Below are 16,046 nucleotides of genomic sequence, written 5' to 3'. Positions count from 1 at the left end.
CTCGATCGCTCCAGAGTCTGCATGAAGCACGACCGCCCCCTTCGTCTGGTTATGCACATCGGTCCTCACAAGACCGCGACCACCTATATGCAGGCGAACTTCCACGACAATGCCGAGGCGCTCCTGAAGCGCGGCTGGCTCTATCCGGTGATCGGCGAGCGGGTGGGCATCGCCCATCACGACCTCTCCGACCACGAGACCCAGTTCGTGAAGCGGGAAGGCCCCGCCTATGCCGACTTCATGAAGGTGCTGCAGCGGGCGGACCGCGAGGGGCTCGACATCCTGCTCTCCTCCGAAGGGTTCCGGCGGTGGAAGAAGGAGCACTTCCAGGCGATCGGCGACATCATTGGCAGCCGCAGGCTCTCGGTCGTCTATACGCTGCGCGACCCGCTCGACACGATCTATTCGTTCTGGGCGCAGAAGGCGAGCATGGGCTCGGCGCCAAGCCTGCCGAAATGGATGGAGAAGCCGCTGCGCTCCCCCCTGCGCGCGACCTTCATGAACCCGCTCAGGGAGATCCACCCCGTCGCCTCGCTGCCCGGCGTGGACTACAAGGTCCTGCTCTACGAGGAGATCCGCCGGGACAAGCTGGACATCTATTCCTACTTCCTGCAGACGGCGCTCGATATCCACGACATGCAGCCGACCCGACCCTCGACGAACGAGCGGCTGCCGATCGAACTGACCGAGTTCATCCGGCTCCTGGCCAAGGAGAGCAACTTTCCCACCGGAAAGGCGAACAGCCGCAGGGCGGTCCATATCGGCGTGGTCATGCGCTTCCTGTTCACGCCGGAGGAAAAGGCGCGGATCATCGAGACCATGGCAAAAGCCGGGGCGCCGGCACGGCGCACGCTGTCCCTGCCGCGCAAGTCGCGCAGCTTCCGGACGGTCGAGCGGCGGCTGATGACGGTGCTGCGCGGGCGGATGCATCCGCGCCCCTCCGGCAAATCGCTGTTCGGCAGGGGAACGGCCACCTTCACCTATTATGACGACGAGGCGCTGCGCGCCATTCCGGACGTACAGGAACTCCTCCAGGCGGCGTTGAAGAAGACGAAGAAGAGCTATCCGCCGCTTGCCGCGCTCAATATGGGAAAGCGCCTGCTCGTGCGCTGGCGCAAGATCCGCAAACGGGTGCGGTTCTGAAGATGAGGCCCGGGGCCGGCGTTGAATCTATCGCCAGCCGTCTAGGTAGCGCACCCCTTCCACCCCGGTGAAACGGGCGAGGCGCGCGAGTTCCGCCTCCAGCCGCTCCAGCCGGCCTGCCGAGGCCCTGACACCGGGCTCCAGCCAGAGTTTCCGGACGGTCAGTTCACCCGCCTTGCGATCCGCCTTCATGTCGACGCGGCCGATCAGGCGATCGCCTTCCAGGAGCGGGAAGACGTAGTAGCCGTATTGACGCTTCGGCTCCGGGACGAAGACCTCGATGCGGTAGACGAAGCCGAACAGCCGTTCCGTGCGGTTGCGGTCCCGGATCAGCGGATCGAAGGGGGAGAGCACGCGCAGCCGGCCCGGCGGCTCCGGCGCGGTCTCCAGCAGCCCGGCGAAATCGGCAAAGGCGTGCGACAGGCGCGGCTTGCCGCCGTCGACAGGCTCGACCAGGATCGGCCGCAATTCGTCGGCATGGGCTGTGACCCAGTCCTTCGCCTCGTCCGGCGTGACAAGGTCCCAGAAGGCGGCGATCTCGCCATGGGTGGCAAAGCCGAGCCGCGTCAGCGCGCTGCGGCAGGCCCAGTCGACGAACGCCTCGTGATCCACCTCATGCTCATGATGGTGCTTCGGCAGCACGCGCTCGGCGAGATCGTAGACCTTCTGGAAATTCTCCCGCCTTGCGATCGCCACCCTGCCGGTGCGCCAGAGATATTCCAGCGCGGTCTTGCTCGGGTGCCAGTTCCACCAGCCGCCGGATTCGTGCTCGGCCGCCTTCAGTTCGCGCGAGAGCACCGCACCGCGCTCGGCAATGTGGCGATAGGTCTCCTCGAAACTGGAATCGAACCCCTCCCCCTGCCAGCGGCGCCAGCGCTCCAGGATGGCGTCGTTCTCGCGGCGGAACTTGTGCTTCCAGTAGGGATAGAAGGCGCTCGGGATGATCGAGGCGTCGTGCGTCCAGTTCTCGAAGAGTTCGCCGTCCTTCTCGAGCAGGTCGGCGAGATGTTCACGCCGGTAGGTCTGGTTGCGCGAAAACAGGATCTGGTGATGGGCGCGCTCGACGGTGGCGATGCTGTCGACCTGCACGAAGCCGATGTCGTGGATGAGCTGCAGCAGCCCGGGCTTGCTCAGCATGCGGCCCGGCGCCGCACAGAGCCCCTGCTTGGCCAGGAAGATCCGCCGCGCGTCGCTGTTCTTCACCAGAATCGTCATGCCCGCATGATAGGCTTATTTTCCCACGCCTTCCAACCCGGTTTCCTTCGCCCGGCGAAGTGGCTATAGCTCCGTCACCTCAGCGGCGCGGGAGTGGCTCTTGGACATCGTATTCAGCGAGGCTTCGGTCAGCTTTGCCGGGCGGCCGGCGCTGCATCCGCTCTCGCTCCGGCTCTGCGAACGGCGCATCGGCATCATCGGCCTGAACGGCTCCGGCAAGACCACGTTCGCCCGGCTGATCAACGGGCTCCTGCGCCCCACCGCCGGCCAGGTCACCGTCGGCGGGCTCGACACGGTGAAGGACGAGGCGGCGGTGCGCGGCCGGGCCGGCTTCATCTTCCAGAACCCGCAGCACCAGATGATCCTGCCGGTGCTGTCCGAGGACATCGCCTTCGGGCTGAAGAACCGCGGGCTGTCGAAGGCGGAGATCGCGGTGCGGACGGAGGCGGTGCTCGAGCGCTTCCGGATCACGCATCTGGCCGGGCGCCGCATCCATGAGCTTTCCGGCGGGGAGACGCAGCTTGCGGCCATCGCCAGCGTGCTCGTCACCGGCCCCGACGTGCTCATCCTCGACGAGCCGACCAACCAGCTCGACCTGAAGAACCGCCGCCTGATCGAGAAGACCATCGCGGACCTTCCCGAACAGGCGATCGTGATCACCCACGACCTGCCGCTTCTCGACGGCTTCGACCGCGTGCTCCTGTTCCACGAGGGTCGGCTCGAAGCGGACGCCTCGCCGCAGGAGGCGGTGCGCGCCTATCGCGGGATCGTCGGATGCTGACGGGCCTCGACATTGCCGGCGACACACCGCTTCACCGCGCCTCGGCCCGGCTGAAACTGATCCTGCTGTTCCTTACGGCGGTGGCGTTGTTCCTCGTCGATAGCCCCTGGGTGCTGGCCGCGGCCGCGATCATCGCCGGCGGTCTCTACGCCTCGACCGGCATCGCGCTTTTCGAAGCCTTCCGCCGCGTGCGGTTCGTGCTCTTCACCGTCCTTCTCGTCGCCGTCGCCAATTACGTCTTCCACAGCCTTGCCGAAGCGCTCGCCGTGCTGTTCCGGCTCGGGGCACTGGTGCTGCTGGCCGCGGCGGTGACCGCGACGACGACGATCTCCGCCTTCATGGACGAGATCACCCGCCTGCTGCGCCCGCTCGAGCGCTTCGGCTTCGTTCGCGCCGCCGACGTCAGCCTTGCGGTCGGACTGGTGCTGCGCTTCGTGCCGGAGATCCTGGCGCGCTACGGCGACATCCGCGAGGCCCATCGCGCCCGCGGCCTGCGCGTGCGCCCGCTCGGCGTCCTGGTGCCGCTGATCATCCTGACGCTGAAGGACGCCGACACGATCGCGATGGCGATTGACGCTCGCGGCTTTCGGCGGCAATAGACGCAGAGCAACAGCGAAGGGATTTTCACCATGAGCACCAGGGATCTCGTCCTCGTCGCGCTGTTCGCCGCGATCATCGTGGCGCTCGGCCTCGTGCCGCCCTTCACGCTCGGCTTCATCCCTGTGCCGATCACCGCGCAGTCGCTGGGCGTCATGCTGGCCGGGTGCATCCTCGGCGCCAGGCGCGGGGCGGCCGCGGTGCTGCTGGTGCTGCTGCTGGTCGCGATCGGCCTGCCGGTGCTTTCAGGCGGACGCGGCGGGCTTGCGGTCTTCGTCGGGCCGACCGCCGGCTATCTCGCCGGCTGGGTCGCCGGCGCCTTCGTCACCGGGCTGATCGCCGAGCGGCTCGTGCGCGAGGCGCAGCCGGAACTGACGCAACTGCTCTCCTTCCTCACCGCCGCCATCGTCGGCGGCATCGGCGTCGTCTATCTCCTCGGCATCGCCTGGTTGGCCCATTCGAGCGGCAAGGCCTTCATGGAGATCACCGCGGCCTCGCTCATCTTCATCCCCGGCGACCTGATCAAGGCCTTCGTGGCGATGCTGGCGGGACGCGCCGTCCTTGCCGGCTATCCGCTGCTGCCGGCGCGCACCTGAGTGCGGGCGCTGCGGGAGGAACAGGCACGGGCTATTGTTGAAAAGCACGTGCCGCTGCGCCATTTCCCGTGGACCGGTCCCGGGACAAAGGGTAGCGTCTGACGATGACGACGATCCTCTTCGAGAACCCGATCTTCCTCCAGCACGAGACGCCGGAAGGGCATCCGGAGCGGCCCGACCGCCTGCGGGCGCTCAACCTCGCGCTCGAGCACGACCGATTCCAGCCGCTGGTGCGGAGGAAGGCCGAGCAGGCGAACGAGGATTTCGTGCTGCTCGCCCATCCGGAAGTGCACCTGCGCTCCGTCATGGACGTGATCCCGGAGGAAGGCATCAACCATTTCGAGGCCGACACCTATGCGAGTCCGGCGAGCCTGCAGGCGGCACTGAGCGGCGTCGGCGGCGCGATCGCGGCGGTCGATGCGGTCTTTTCCGGCGAGGCCGACAACGTCTTCGTCGCCGCACGGCCGCCCGGCCACCACGCCGAGAAGAACAGGGCGATGGGCTTCTGCTTCTTCAACAACGCCGCCATCGCCGCCCGCCACGCCCAGAAGGCGCACGGCGCCGAGCGCGTCGCCATCGTCGACTGGGACGTGCACCACGGCAACGGCACGCAGGACATCTTCTTCGACGATCCCTCGGTGCTGTTCTGCTCCACCCACCAGATGCCGCTCTATCCCGGCACCGGCGCGAAGGACGAGACGGGAGCCGGCAACATCGTCAACGCGCCGCTTTCGCCCGAGACCGGCAGCGACCATTTTCGCGAGGCGTTCAGGAGCCGCGTGCTGCCGCGGGTCGCGGACTTCCGGCCGGACCTGATCGTGATCTCCGCCGGCTTCGACGCCCACCACCGCGACCCCCTCGCCCAGCTCCATCTCGTCGCCGACGACTTCGACTGGGCGACCGCGAAGCTGATGGAGATCGCGGAGCGTTCCGCGTCGAACCGGGTGGTCAGCGTGCTGGAGGGCGGCTACGACCTGCAGGGACTGGCCGAATCGGCGGCCACCCACATTTTCCGGTTGATGAGAGGCTGACCATGACATCGTCCATCCCCGCAGCGGAGGTTTCCGCACTGTCGTTCGAGCAGGCCGTGGAAGAGCTGGAGAAGATCGTGGCGGCGCTGGAGCGCGGCGACGTGCCGCTCGACAAGTCGATCGAGATCTACGAGCGCGGCGAAGCGCTCAAGAAGCACTGCGAGACGCTCCTGAACGCAGCCGAGAACCGGATCGAGAAGATCCGGATCGACCGCGCCGGAAACCCGCAAGGCGTCGAGCCCCTCGACAACGGCTGACGCGCTTCGGGCGCAGAACGCCCGAAGTCACAGAATCGTGACCCTGTGTCATTCGTACGCCGAAGTCTCCGTTTCGACGCCTGGGCACTCCTGATCGAAGGCCAGATTTTCGAGCGTTCCGCGCGATCCCGCGGCCGTGATCGCACCCCTGCCCGGCCGACTTCCGTCTACGCTAAATTTGCCTCTCGCCATTTCGGGGGCTTGCAAAACCTGTTCGGAAATCTCATGTAGTACCCACATATGGAGTCCCCTCATTAAATGGGTATGCTCTAATGGATTGCATCCGGGAAACCGGTGCACGCAATAAACGCAATGTTTCGGGGAACTAAACGACGGCTGGAAAGGATGGATGCATTCAGCAGAAAATCCGGCGACCTCCCGAGCTGGACCGACAGCAAGGCATACCGTTCCGATCCGACCGTCACGCCTATTTCAAACCGCCCAATTCGTCTCAAGCCATTCACAAGGCCACAGCATGCTTTCTCATCACCCCTCTTCCGAACGTCGCAATGTCGTCGCCGCCCGCAGCGGCAGCCGTGAAATTCTGGACCGCGTGGGCGACAAGTGGTCGCTCTCGGTCATCGAGACGCTCAGCGATGGCGCCCTCCGCTTCAACGAACTCAAGAAGCTGGTGAACGGCATTTCCCAGCGGATGCTGACGCTGACCCTGCGCCACCTGGAGCGCGACGGCCTGGTGACGCGGACGATGTTCGCGACCATTCCGCCGCGTGTCGACTATGCGCTGACCCCTCTCGGGTTCAAGCTCCTGAAGCCGGTCAGCGAACTCGTCGACTGGGTGCGCGAGAACAGCGACGAGATCGAGAAGGCACAGCAGAGCTTCGACCAGCAATCGGTGCCGCAGCCCTCTGCCTGACGTAAAGGCGAAGGGCAATCGCCGGCAAGTCCCTTGCAACGGTCGGCAGGGTCCTGTTGACTGCAGGCAGACCGTGGCAAGGGAGCAAACATCATGAGCTTTTTCCCGGGGCCGGACCCCGTCGCTGGCGACGCAGCCGCCTGCAACGCGCTGGAACACCTGATCATTCCGCGTACGAGCGATCTCGGCGGCTTCGAAGTGCGCCGGGCGCTGCCCACCGCCAAGCGGCGGCTCGTCGGCCCCTTCATCTTCTTCGACCGCATGGGGCCGGCGCTCTTCAAGGCAGGCGACGCGATCGACGTGCGTCCGCATCCCCATATCGGCCTTTCCACCGTCACCTATCTCTTCGACGGCGAAATCAAGCACCGGGACAGCCTGGGGACCGAGATGGTCATCCGGCCGGGCGACCTGAACCTGATGACCGCCGGCCGCGGCATCGTGCATTCCGAGCGTTCGCCCGAAAACGTGCGCGGCCATCCGCACGGGCTTTCCGGCCTGCAGACCTGGCTGGCGCTTCCCGACGGCCAGGAGGAAATCGATCCCGCCTTCGTCCACTCGACCCGCGACGAACTGCCGGTCTTCGACACCGACGGCATGCAGGGACGCGTCATCATCGGCCACTACGAGGGCTACCGCTCTCCGGTGAAGGTGCCCTCCGACACGCTCTATACCGACCTTATGCTGGCCCCCGGTGCGAGCGCGCCGCTTGCTGCCGACTGGGAGGAGCGCGCGGTCTACGTGCTGTCGGGCGAACTCGACGTCGCCGGCGACGTCTTCGGCGCCGACAGGCTCCTGGTCTTCAGGCCGGGCGATGCGATTACGCTGAAGGCGGGCCCGGCGGGCTGTCACCTGTCGCTGTTCGGCGGTGCCGCGCTCGGCTCCCGGCGCCACATCTGGTGGAACTTCGTGTCCTCTTCCAAGGAACGGATCGAACAGGCGAAGGAGGAGTGGCGGACGGGCCGCTTCGACATCGTGCCGGGCGACGACGAGGAATTCATCCCGCTGCCGCAGAGCTAGCATCTGCCTCAAGGAAGCGCCCGAGCGCCCTGCCCTTAAAATCCGGGGCTGGCGCTTTGCCCCGACAATGCCTACTTGTGGCTCCAGGAAGCATCCGCCGCCGCGACGCGCTGTCATGTTTCCTTGGCCGCCATAAGCATCTATTCTGGCTCCAAGGTTGCAAACCCCGCCGCATTCGGCAATGACAGACAAGAGAGAATTCCAGGTGGTGCGGCCCGTGCCGGGCGCAGGATACCGCCGCCCCGCAACAGCGCATCAAGAGTGAGACAATTGCCAGCCACCCCACTGCTCGATCAGGTACACATCCCGGCAGATCTGAAGAAGGTGGACGATCGCGACCTGCCCCAGCTCGCCGCCGAGCTGCGCAGCGAGATGATCGACGCCGTCTCGGTGACCGGCGGCCATCTCGGCGCGGGCCTCGGCGTCGTCGAACTGACGATCGCGATCCACAAGGTCTTCAACACACCGCATGACCGGCTGATCTTCGACGTCGGCCACCAGTGCTATCCGCACAAGATCCTCACCGGACGTCGCGACCGGATCCGCACGCTGCGCCAGGAAGACGGGCTTTCCGGCTTCACCCGCCGCGCCGAGAGCGAATACGACCCCTTCGGCGCCGCGCACTCATCGACCTCCATCTCCGCCGGTCTCGGCATGGCGGTGGCCTCCGACCTCTCCGGTGCCGACCGCAACGTGATTGCAGTGATCGGCGACGGGGCGCTGTCGGCCGGCATGGCCTACGAGGCGCTGAACAATGCCGGTGCGCTCGATGCCCGCCTGATCGTGATCCTGAACGACAACGACATGTCGATCGCCCCGCCGACCGGCGCCATGAGCGCCTATCTGGCAAGGCTGGCCTCGGGCCGCACCTACATGGGCTTCCGCGAACTCGGCAAGAAGATGACCGCCTATCTCGGCAAGTCGGTCGACCGGGCGATCACGCGCGCGGTCGAACACGCCCGCGGCTATGTCACCGGCGGCACGCTGTTCGAGGAGATGGGCTTCTACCATATCGGCCCGATCGACGGCCATTCCTTCGAGCACCTGCTGCCTGTCCTGCGCAATGTCCGCGAGAACGCCCGGGGGCCGGTGCTGATCCACGTGGTGACGCAGAAGGGCAAGGGCTATGCGCCCGCCGAGGCCGCCGCCGACAAGTATCACGGCGTCAACAAGTTCGACGTGATCACCGGCGCCCAGGCCAAGGTCAAGCCGAACGCCCCCTCCTACACCTCGGTCTTCGCCGAAGCGCTGATCGGGGAAGCGGCGCAGGACGACAGGATCGTCGCCATCACCGCGGCGATGCCGAACGGCACCGGGCTCGACAAGTTCGGGGACATCTATCCCTCCCGGCTGTTCGACGTAGGGATTGCCGAGCAGCACGCGGTGACCTTTGCGGCGGGGCTCGCGGCGGAAGGCTACAAGCCGTTCGCAGCGCTCTACTCGACCTTCCTGCAGCGCGCCTACGACCAGGTGGTGCACGACGTGGCGATCCAGGGCCTGCCTGTCCGCTTCCCGATCGACCGCGCCGGCTTCGTCGGGGCCGACGGGCCGACCCATGCGGGCTCGTTCGACACGACCTACCTCGCCTCGCTGCCCGGCTTCGTTGTGATGGCGGCCGCCGACGAGGCGGAACTGAAGCACATGGTGCGCACGGCTGCGGCCTATGACGAAGGCCCGATCTCCTTCCGCTATCCGCGCGGCGAGGGCGTCGGCGTCGACATGCCGGTGCGCGGCGAAATCCTTCAGATCGGCAAGGGCCGCGTCGTCAAGCAGGGCTCCAAGGTGGCGCTGCTGTCGTTCGGCACGCGCCTTGCGGATTGCCTCCTGGCGGCCGAGGACCTCGACGCCGCCGGGCTGCCGACGACCGTCGCCGACGCCCGCTTCGCCAAGCCGCTCGACCACGACCTCATCCGCCAGCTCGCCCGCCATCACGAGGTGCTGATCACCATCGAGGAAGGCTCCGTCGGCGGCTTCGGCAGCCACGTGCTGCAGTTCCTCGCCCCCGAGGGCCTGCTGGAGACCGGGCTGAAGGTGCGGCCGATGGTGCTGCCCGACCTCTGGATGGAGCAGGCCAAGCCGGAAGCGATGTATGCGAGGGCGGGCCTCGACCGCGCCGGCATCGTCTCGACGGTGTTCAGGGCGCTCGGCCAGAAGGGCATCGACGTCGGCGTCGCCGGCTGAACGGCGGCCTCACCGCATTCAACCGGGATCCCGTCATCCCCACGGAAATGAAAACGGAAAAGAAAAAAGGGGCGGTGCCATCGGCACCGCCCCTTTCCGTTGTTCGATCGGTGAAGCGACCTCAGAACTCGGTCCACTCCTCCTTGACTGCGACCGCCGCAGCGGATTGGCCGCCGCCGAAGGCGCGTCCTACCTTGCCTGCCAGCGCGCGCGCCGGCGAGGCGACGGGGCGCGACGCCGGGGTCGCCACCGCTGCCTTCTGCATCGGAGCTGCCTGGCCGCCGCCGAGCTTGAACTGCGTCAGGAGCTCGTTGAGGGCTGCGGCCTCCTGGGCGAGGCTGTGGCTGGCGGCCGTCTGCTCCTCGACCATGGCGGCATTCTGCTGGGTGCCCTGGTCCATCGTGTTGACGGCGGTGCTGATCTCCTGGAGGCCGGTCGCCTGCTCGCGCGTGGCGACCACGATCGAGGCGACGTGACGGTTGATCTCCTGGACCTCGCCGACGATCGTCTCCAGCGCCTTGCCGGTATCGCCGACCAGCGAGACGCCGGACTGGACCTGTTCGCCCGAGGTGGTGATCAGCGCCTTGATCTCCTTGGCGGCCTTGCCGGAGCGCTGCGCCAGTTCGCGGACTTCCTGGGCGACGACGGCGAAGCCCTTGCCGGCTTCACCGGCGCGCGCCGCCTCGACGCCGGCATTCAGCGCCAGCAGGTTGGTCTGGAAGGCAATGTCCTCGATGACGCCGATGATGTTGGAGATCTCGCCGGAAGACTTCTCGATCGCCTGCATGGCGGCAACCGCGTTGCGGACGATCTCGCCGGAATGCTCGGCGCCCTTGCGGGTCCGCTCGACGAGGCGACCGGCCTCCTCGGCGCCCTTGGCGCTGTCGCGGACGGTGGAGGTGACTTCCTCGAGCGCTGCGGCGGTCTCCTCGACGGAGGCGGCCTGCTGCTCGGTGCGGCGGGCCAGGTCGTCGGCGGCCGACAGGATCTCGGAGGCGCCGGCGTGGATGGCGGCGGCATTGCTGCCGACCGACTGCAGCGCGCCGCGCAGCTTGTCGAGCGAGGCGTTGAAGTCGAGCCGCAGGCGATCGAGATGCGGGGAGAACGGCGTCTCGATGCGGTAGGCGACGTCGCCATCGGCAAGGCCTGCGAGGCCGGCGGCGAGCGCTTCGACCGCCTGGTTGATCTCCTGCGCCTCCCGCTTCTTCTGCTCGTCGGTGTCGCGGCGCTGTCGCTCCGCATCGTCGCGCATCCGCTCGGTCTCGCCGGACAGGCGCAGCTTTTCGACCGCCGCCTCCTTGAAGACCAGGACGGCATTGGCCATGCGGCCGACCTCGTCGCTGCGGTCGAGCGCCGGAACGTCGATGTCGCTGTCGCCGCCGGCGAGCTTGTCCATGGCGGCGGTCATGCCGACGATCGGCCGGACGATCGCCTTCGACAGGGTCCAGGCGAGGAGCACGGCGATGGCGATGGCGGTGAGCGCGCCGACGACGAGGGCGAGCACGAGGCCGGAATTGGCAGCCTTCTGCGCGGCCACCTGCGCGGCCGCCCATTCGCCGGCCTGGGCCTTGATCGTGGCCGCCGAGACACGGAACACGTCGAGCTGCCCCTTGGACTGGTTGCGGCCGATCTCGATGACCTCGGAGATCGGCGCCTCGGTCGTCTTGCGCGCCTCGAGTTGCGGCACGGTCAACTGTTCGTGGAAGACGTTGGCGGCCGCCAGCATGGCGTCGATCGACGTCAGCATCTCCGGCTGGCCGGCCGCGAGCACCTTGGCTTCGTCGATGAAGGTCAGCATCTTGTCGCGGTTGGCGAAGACGTCGCCATAGGTGCTGTCGCTGCGAAACAGCAGGAAGCCGCGCTGGTTGACGGCCTGTTCGAGCATCGCATGCAGGGCGTTGTCGATGGTGTTGACCAGCCGCTCGGAGCGAAGCTGGACCTCAGAGGCCAGCATCGATTCACGCGCCTTGACATAGACGACGCCGGAGACGGCGAGAAAGACGAGGATCAGACCGGCGAACGTGATGCTGAGCTTCCCGCTCAGCGAGATATTCTTGAACTTCATGATGGAACTCCTACTGAGCGGCCGCATGCGGGCAGTCGCAGGGGACCGCAGCCGCGCGCTCCGTCATGGCGCTGGAAGACATGATTGGGGACACAACGATGGGCGCCGATCATGGCACGCGGGAGGAAGTCGTCAGCCTCGAAAATCAATATCGGCTATAACCATTCTCCATAAAAAATTGGTGAATCCGGTCCTTCACCAACGGGGGCTTCGGCAAGGAACTCGCGCGACGCTAGGCCCTGGCAGGAAAGGCATTTCGGGCGAAATCGATGAAGGCGCGCAGCCCGGCCGGGACGAGGCGATGGCCGGGATAGAAGATCGCAAGGCCGGGAAACGGCGCGGTCCAATCGTCGAGCACGCGCACGAGCGCGCCATCGGCGATGGCGGCTTCGGTGTCGCGTTCCGTCAGATAGGCCAGGCCGACGCCGGCCAGGGCCGCTTCCAGCCTCAGGTTCTGGTTGTCGAGCGTGAGCCTGCCGGACACGTCGAGCATCACCTGTTCCCCATGCTTCTCGAATTCCCAGCGGAAGACTGCACCGCTCGGCAGGCGGCTGCGGATGCAGTCGTGGCGCAACAGGTCGGCCGGAGTCTCCGGGCGGGGATGGCGGGCGAAATAGCCGGGCGCGCCGACCACGACGAAGCGCTGCATCGGACCGATCGGCACGGCGATCATGTCCTTCGGCACCGCCTCGATCAGCCGCACGCCGGCATCGAAGCCGTCGGCGACGATGTCGACCAGCCTGCCTTCGGCGACGAGGTCGATGCGCATGTCCGGATAGCGCTCGAGGAAGCCTATGATGACGGGTGTCAGGAACTGGCGCGCGGCCCCTTCGGAGGTGTTGATCCGCAGCAACCCGGCGGGCCGGTCGCGGAACGCGTTCACCGCCTCGACCGCCGCCCCGAGCTCCCGCAGCGCCGGGCGAACGCGCGCGACGAACGCCTCGCCTGCTTCCGACAACGAGACGCTGCGGGTGGTGCGGTTGAACAGGCGCACGCCGATCCGCCGCTCCAGCGTGGTGATCGCATGGCTCAGCGCCGAGGCGGACATGTCGAGCTCGCGGGCGGCACGGCGGAAGCTGCCATGGTCGGCGACCGCGACGACGGCATTGAATTCCGCAAGTCCGGCCCTGGTCATTGTTCGATCCACCTCATCAGTTCACGCCAGAATAGCCGGATTATCAGAACAGTCCAACCACCCTATCTCCCGGTCGCAGACAGACAAACGATCCGGAGACATCGACCATGACCTCGACCATTCTCATCACAGGCACTTCGTCCGGCATCGGCAGGGCGGCAGCGCGGCTCTTTGCCGAAAAGGGCTGGAACGTGATCGCAACGATGCGTGACCTGTCGAACGCCGACAGCCTGCCGAAAGGCGACAACGTGCTCGCCACGCGGCTGGACGTGCAGGATGCGGACAGCATCCGCGCGGCGATCGACGCGGGCATCGCCCGTTTCGGCCGCATCGACGCCCTCGTCAACAATGCCGGCTACGGTCAATGGGGACTTTTCGAGGCGCTGACGCCCACGCAGATCCAGGCGCAGTTCGACGTCAACCTGTTCGGGGTGATGAACGTCACCCGCGCGCTGCTGCCGCACTTCCGAGCGAACGGTGGCGGCGCGGTTCTCAACGTCAGTTCCGGCGCAGGCCTCTTCACCTTGCCGATGATCTCGCTCTACTGCGCCAGCAAATTCGCCCTCGAAGGCTTCACCGAGGCGCTCTCCTACGAACTCGCCTCGCAGCACATCAAGGTGAAGCTCGTGATCCCGCACGGTGGCGTCACCGCGACCCGCTTCGGGGAGAACCAGGCGGCGCGCGGCGCGGACGCCTCGTCGCTCTCCGACTACCAGCCCTTCGTCGAGCGCACGCTCGCAACCTTCGGCCGCATGGCTTCGGAAAGCAACATCGCGGCAGACGACGTCGCAGCGCTGATCCACGAAGCGCTGACCGACGGCACCGACCGGCTGCGCTACCTGATCGGCGACGACGCCCGCGGCTTCGTCAAGGCGCGACGCACCCTGCCCGACCAGGACTATGTCGACACCATGCGCGGGTTCTTTTCCGCCTGAACGGCAAAGGGCCGGAGGTCGGGACGGAAGCGTCACCCGCGGCATGATCCGGCACTTCGGTCTTCCGATACCGGTGAGCATCTGCCCCCGCCCGGATTGCCGTCGCGGCGGCGCAAACGGGCAATTGCTGCGGCGTGCCCTTGCCAGCGGCCGCGGCAGGCGTCATTGAGGGGCGATGTCCGACCACGCCCCTTCGACCCGCCTCGACCAGTTGCTCGTCTCGCGCGGGCTTTTCGACAGCCGTTCGCGCGCCCGCGACGCGATCGCGCGCGGCACCGTGACCGTGGACGGCAGGACGGTGACCAAGGCCGGCGCCGGCGTCGGGGAGAATGCCGAAATCGCGATCGACGATCCGGCGCAGGCCTATGTCTCCCGCGCGGCGTTGAAACTAGCGGCCGCACTCGACCGGTTCGGGCTCGATCCCGAAGGCCGGAACTGTCTCGACATCGGCGCCTCGACCGGCGGGTTCACCGAGGTGCTGCTCTCGCGCGGGGCGGCGCATGTCATAGCCGTCGACGTCGGCCACGGGCAGTTGCATCCCCGTATCGGCGGCGATCCGCGCGTCACCAGCCTCGAAGGCCTGAACGCCCGCGAACTCTCCGAGGGTCACCTCGCCGGACGGACGATCGGCTGCGTCGTCTCCGACGTCTCCTTCATCTCGCTGAAACTGGCGCTGCCGCCGGCCCTTTCGCTCGCCGCTGCCGGCGCGGTCTGCGTGCTTCTGGTGAAGCCGCAATTCGAGGCGGGGCGCACAGCGATCGGCAAGGGCGGGCTGCTGAAGGATCCTTCGGCAGGTCCGGAGATTGCCGCCGAACTTGAACGCTGGCTCACCGCGGAGATGGGCTGGGAAAGCCTCGGCGTCATCCCCGCCCCGATCGCCGGCGGCGACGGCAACCAGGAATATCTTCTTTCAGGACGCAAGCCATGAGCACGGAAACGGTGACGATCAGCAGGCTCGGCAGCGGCGGGGACGGGATTGCGAGCGGCCCGGAGGGGCCACTCTACGTTCCCTTCACGCTGCCGGGGGAAACGGTGGCGATCGCCAGGGTGAAGAACCACGGCACGGTGATCTCCACGTCTGCGGCCTCGCCCGACAGGATCGCGCCCGCCTGTCCGCATTTCGGTCCCGACGGAAGGAACGGCACCTGCGGCGGCTGTTCGCTGCAGCATGCCTCGGACGGGCTCTATCACGCCTTCAAGCGCGGGCTCGTGGCCGATGCGCTGAAGTCCAAGGGGATCGCCGCGGAGGTGGCGCCGCTCGTCATCGCCCGTCCCGGCGAGCGCCGGCGGGTGGTCTTCACCGCGCGCCGGACCGAGAAGGGCCTGCTGCTCGGCTTCAACCAGGCGGGCAGCCACCATATCGTCGACATCGACCAGTGTCCGATCAGCCGGCCGGGCATCGTCGGGAAGCTGGATGCGATCCGCGCGGTCGCCACGGCGCTTTCGACCGACAGCCAGGGTTTCCGGCTCACCGTGCTCGAGACGCTCTCCGGCCTCGACCTCGCCTTCGAGGGGGTGCGCAAGGTCGGCGACCGGCAACGGCGGGCGGTGACGGAATGCGTCCTAGGCCTCAGCGGCATCACCCGCGTGTCCCATGACGGCGAGATCCTGATCGAGCCGCAGAAGCCGCAGATCGATTTCGGCGGTGTTCTCGTCTCGCCGCCGCCGGGCGGCTTCACCCAGGCGACGAAGGAGGCAGAGGACGCGATGGCAGCCCTGGTGCTCGGCCACATCGGCAAGGCCAAGCGGGTGGCCGACCTCTTCGCCGGTTCCGGCACCTTCGCGCTCCGGATGGCCCGTTCCGCCCGCGTCCATGCGGTCGAGGGCGACGAGAAGGCGCTGAAGGCGCTCGACCATGCCGCCCGCCACGCCCAGGGGCTCAAAGGCGTCACCGTCGAGAAACGGGACCTGTTCCGCCGGCCGCTGATGGCTTCGGAACTGAAGGTGTTCGACGCCGTCGTGTTCGATCCGCCGCGGGCCGGCGCCGAGGACCAGTGTCGCGAACTGGCGCGCTCGGGCGTCAAGAAGATTGCCGCCGTCTCCTGCAACCCGGTCACGCTCGCCCGCGATCTCGCGATCCTGACCGCCGGCGGCTACCGTGTCACCGGCGTCACCCCGATCGACCAGTTCCTCTGGTCGTCGCATGTGGAGGCGGTGGCGACGCTGGAGAAGTGATCCGGCGGATGCGGGCGCGTTACCGGCCCGCATCGGACCGCAGC

15 protein-coding genes are annotated in these 16,046 nt (G+C 67.1%); 12 read left to right on the top strand and 3 right to left on the bottom strand.

Going from position 1 to position 16,046, the window contains the following annotated elements:
- Positions 1 to 21: 21 nt before the first annotated feature.
- The gene (locus OCK02_RS04640) at positions 22 to 1,143 is read left to right on the top strand and encodes a hypothetical protein (protein ID WP_263811796.1); all 1,122 of its coding nucleotides are present in this window, start codon (positions 22 to 24) and stop codon (positions 1,141 to 1,143) included.
- Positions 1,144 to 1,170: 27 nt separating this feature from the next.
- Here OCK02_RS04640 and OCK02_RS04635 read toward each other — a convergent pair whose 3' ends face one another.
- Complete coding sequence (locus tag OCK02_RS04635) at positions 1,171 to 2,358, bottom strand: winged helix-turn-helix domain-containing protein (protein WP_263811795.1); 1,188 nt, start codon at positions 2,356 to 2,358, stop codon at positions 1,171 to 1,173.
- 100 nt (positions 2,359 to 2,458) lie between these two features.
- Here OCK02_RS04635 and OCK02_RS04630 point away from each other — a divergent pair, with 100 nt between their 5' ends.
- The 8 genes from OCK02_RS04630 to dxs all read left to right on the top strand — a co-directional run bounded on the left by OCK02_RS04630 (position 2,459) and on the right by dxs (position 9,692).
- Entirely contained in the window at positions 2,459 to 3,139 is a 681-nt protein-coding gene (locus OCK02_RS04630) for an energy-coupling factor ABC transporter ATP-binding protein (RefSeq protein ID WP_263811794.1), read from the top strand.
- Entirely contained in the window at positions 3,133 to 3,738 is a 606-nt protein-coding gene (locus tag OCK02_RS04625; RefSeq protein ID WP_263811793.1) for an energy-coupling factor transporter transmembrane component T family protein, read from the top strand. The genes OCK02_RS04630 and OCK02_RS04625 overlap by 7 nt, the downstream gene beginning before the upstream one ends.
- Positions 3,739 to 3,768: 30 nt before the next feature.
- Positions 3,769 to 4,332: a biotin transporter BioY gene (locus tag OCK02_RS04620; RefSeq protein ID WP_263811792.1), complete on the top strand. Its 564-nt coding sequence runs from the start codon at positions 3,769 to 3,771 to the stop codon at positions 4,330 to 4,332.
- A gap of 104 nt (positions 4,333 to 4,436) precedes the next feature.
- Positions 4,437 to 5,363, top strand: a complete 927-nt coding sequence (locus OCK02_RS04615) for a histone deacetylase family protein (RefSeq protein WP_263811791.1) — start codon at positions 4,437 to 4,439, stop codon at positions 5,361 to 5,363.
- A 2-nt stretch (positions 5,364 to 5,365) separates the two neighbouring features.
- On the top strand, positions 5,366 to 5,620 hold the full coding sequence (locus OCK02_RS04610) for an exodeoxyribonuclease VII small subunit (RefSeq protein ID WP_230802931.1): 255 nt from the start codon (positions 5,366 to 5,368) through the stop codon (positions 5,618 to 5,620).
- Between the two features lie 475 nt (positions 5,621 to 6,095).
- The gene (locus OCK02_RS04605; RefSeq protein WP_230802930.1) at positions 6,096 to 6,494 is read left to right on the top strand and encodes a winged helix-turn-helix transcriptional regulator; all 399 of its coding nucleotides are present in this window, start codon (positions 6,096 to 6,098) and stop codon (positions 6,492 to 6,494) included.
- 93 nt (positions 6,495 to 6,587) lie between these two features.
- The gene (locus OCK02_RS04600; RefSeq protein ID WP_230802929.1) at positions 6,588 to 7,511 is read left to right on the top strand and encodes a pirin family protein; all 924 of its coding nucleotides are present in this window, start codon (positions 6,588 to 6,590) and stop codon (positions 7,509 to 7,511) included.
- Positions 7,512 to 7,772: 261 nt separating this feature from the next.
- Entirely contained in the window at positions 7,773 to 9,692 is a 1,920-nt protein-coding gene (dxs, locus tag OCK02_RS04595; RefSeq protein WP_263811790.1) for a 1-deoxy-D-xylulose-5-phosphate synthase, read from the top strand.
- Positions 9,693 to 9,813: 121 nt separating this feature from the next.
- On the opposite strand, the gene OCK02_RS04590 is transcribed toward dxs, so the two are convergent.
- Positions 9,814 to 11,757 (bottom strand): methyl-accepting chemotaxis protein, encoded by a 1,944-nt coding sequence (locus OCK02_RS04590; protein ID WP_263811789.1) that lies wholly within the window; start codon positions 11,755 to 11,757, stop codon positions 9,814 to 9,816.
- A gap of 232 nt (positions 11,758 to 11,989) precedes the next feature.
- Complete coding sequence (locus tag OCK02_RS04585) at positions 11,990 to 12,892, bottom strand: LysR family transcriptional regulator (protein ID WP_263811788.1); 903 nt, start codon at positions 12,890 to 12,892, stop codon at positions 11,990 to 11,992.
- Positions 12,893 to 12,999: 107 nt separating this feature from the next.
- Between OCK02_RS04585 and OCK02_RS04580 the strand changes: the two genes are divergently transcribed.
- The 3 genes from OCK02_RS04580 to OCK02_RS04570 all read left to right on the top strand — a co-directional run bounded on the left by OCK02_RS04580 (position 13,000) and on the right by OCK02_RS04570 (position 16,002).
- Positions 13,000 to 13,827 carry an SDR family oxidoreductase gene (locus tag OCK02_RS04580; protein WP_263811787.1) on the top strand — a complete coding sequence of 276 codons (828 nt, stop codon included), beginning with the start codon at positions 13,000 to 13,002 and terminating at the stop codon, positions 13,825 to 13,827.
- Between the two features lie 175 nt (positions 13,828 to 14,002).
- The gene (locus OCK02_RS04575; protein WP_263811786.1) at positions 14,003 to 14,755 is read left to right on the top strand and encodes a TlyA family RNA methyltransferase; all 753 of its coding nucleotides are present in this window, start codon (positions 14,003 to 14,005) and stop codon (positions 14,753 to 14,755) included.
- Entirely contained in the window at positions 14,752 to 16,002 is a 1,251-nt protein-coding gene (locus OCK02_RS04570; RefSeq protein WP_263811785.1) for a class I SAM-dependent RNA methyltransferase, read from the top strand. Before OCK02_RS04575 ends, OCK02_RS04570 begins: the two co-directional genes overlap by 4 nt.
- Positions 16,003 to 16,046: the final 44 nt, after the last annotated feature.

Source organism: Rhizobium sp. TRM96647, assembly GCF_025780115.1.
In the GTDB taxonomy this organism is placed as follows: Bacteria; Pseudomonadota; Alphaproteobacteria; order Rhizobiales; family Rhizobiaceae; genus Mycoplana.
Note: the sequence above shows the minus strand (reverse complement) of the source record. Positions and strands in the feature narration are given on the sequence as shown.

What these genes read in the sequence shown, in the direction of transcription:
- OCK02_RS04640 (WP_263811796.1), top strand. Translation starts at nt 22, where the DNA reads ATGAAGCACGACCGCCCCCTTCGTCTGGTTATGCACATCGGTCCTCAC.
- OCK02_RS04635 (WP_263811795.1), bottom strand. Translation starts at nt 2,358, where the DNA reads ATGACGATTCTGGTGAAGAACAGCGACGCGCGGCGGATCTTCCTGGCC.
- OCK02_RS04625 (WP_263811793.1), top strand. Translation starts at nt 3,133, where the DNA reads ATGCTGACGGGCCTCGACATTGCCGGCGACACACCGCTTCACCGCGCC.
- OCK02_RS04620 (WP_263811792.1), top strand. Translation starts at nt 3,769, where the DNA reads ATGAGCACCAGGGATCTCGTCCTCGTCGCGCTGTTCGCCGCGATCATC.
- OCK02_RS04615 (WP_263811791.1), top strand. Translation starts at nt 4,437, where the DNA reads ATGACGACGATCCTCTTCGAGAACCCGATCTTCCTCCAGCACGAGACG.
- OCK02_RS04610 (WP_230802931.1), top strand. Translation starts at nt 5,366, where the DNA reads ATGACATCGTCCATCCCCGCAGCGGAGGTTTCCGCACTGTCGTTCGAG.
- OCK02_RS04605 (WP_230802930.1), top strand. Translation starts at nt 6,096, where the DNA reads ATGCTTTCTCATCACCCCTCTTCCGAACGTCGCAATGTCGTCGCCGCC.
- OCK02_RS04600 (WP_230802929.1), top strand. Translation starts at nt 6,588, where the DNA reads ATGAGCTTTTTCCCGGGGCCGGACCCCGTCGCTGGCGACGCAGCCGCC.
- OCK02_RS04590 (WP_263811789.1), bottom strand. Translation starts at nt 11,757, where the DNA reads ATGAAGTTCAAGAATATCTCGCTGAGCGGGAAGCTCAGCATCACGTTC.
- OCK02_RS04585 (WP_263811788.1), bottom strand. Translation starts at nt 12,892, where the DNA reads ATGACCAGGGCCGGACTTGCGGAATTCAATGCCGTCGTCGCGGTCGCC.
- OCK02_RS04580 (WP_263811787.1), top strand. Translation starts at nt 13,000, where the DNA reads ATGACCTCGACCATTCTCATCACAGGCACTTCGTCCGGCATCGGCAGG.
- OCK02_RS04575 (WP_263811786.1), top strand. Translation starts at nt 14,003, where the DNA reads ATGTCCGACCACGCCCCTTCGACCCGCCTCGACCAGTTGCTCGTCTCG.
- OCK02_RS04570 (WP_263811785.1), top strand. Translation starts at nt 14,752, where the DNA reads ATGAGCACGGAAACGGTGACGATCAGCAGGCTCGGCAGCGGCGGGGAC.